Annotated in this window: 1 protein-coding gene; it reads right to left on the bottom strand. The window is 64.7% G+C overall.

Going from position 1 to position 553, the window contains the following annotated elements:
* A partial coding sequence (locus tag Ari01nite_RS49515) for an SPFH domain-containing protein (RefSeq protein ID WP_275410977.1) occupies positions 1–553 on the bottom strand: 553 nt, incomplete at both ends.

Consider the following 553-nt stretch of genomic DNA (forward strand, 5'->3'; position numbering starts at 1 on the left):
AGGTATTGGTAGGCGAGCACCTTCTGCGACGGGTTCGCCTGGTGGATCGCGTCGAACACCGTGCGGATCGCCTTGGCCTGACCCTCCGCCTGCAGGATCCGCGCCTGCCGGTCACCGTCGGCCCGCAACACCGCCGCCTGCTTCTCACCCTCCGCGGTCAGGATCTGCGACTGCTTATGACCCTCCGCGTTCAGAATCGCCGCCCGCCGATCGCGCTCCGCGCGCATCTGCTTCTCCATCGAGTCCCGGATGCTCGGCGGCGGCTCGATCGCCTTGATCTCCACCCGGGTCACCTTGATACCCCACCGGCCGGTCGTCTCGTCCAGCACACTCGACAGATGCCGGTTGATCTCCTCACGACTGGTCAACGCCCGCTCCAGATCGAGCGAACCGATCACATTCCGCAGCGTCGTCACCGTCAACTGCTCGATCGCCTGCAGGAAGTTCGCAATCTCATACGTCGCCCGGACCGGGTCGACAACCTTGAAATACAGCACCGTGTCGATCGACACCACCAGGTTGTCCGACGTGATCACCGGCTGCGGCGGGAACG

The sequence above is a fragment of the Paractinoplanes rishiriensis genome, assembly GCF_016862375.1.
GTDB classification, from domain to species: Bacteria; Actinomycetota; Actinomycetes; order Mycobacteriales; family Micromonosporaceae; genus Actinoplanes; species Actinoplanes rishiriensis.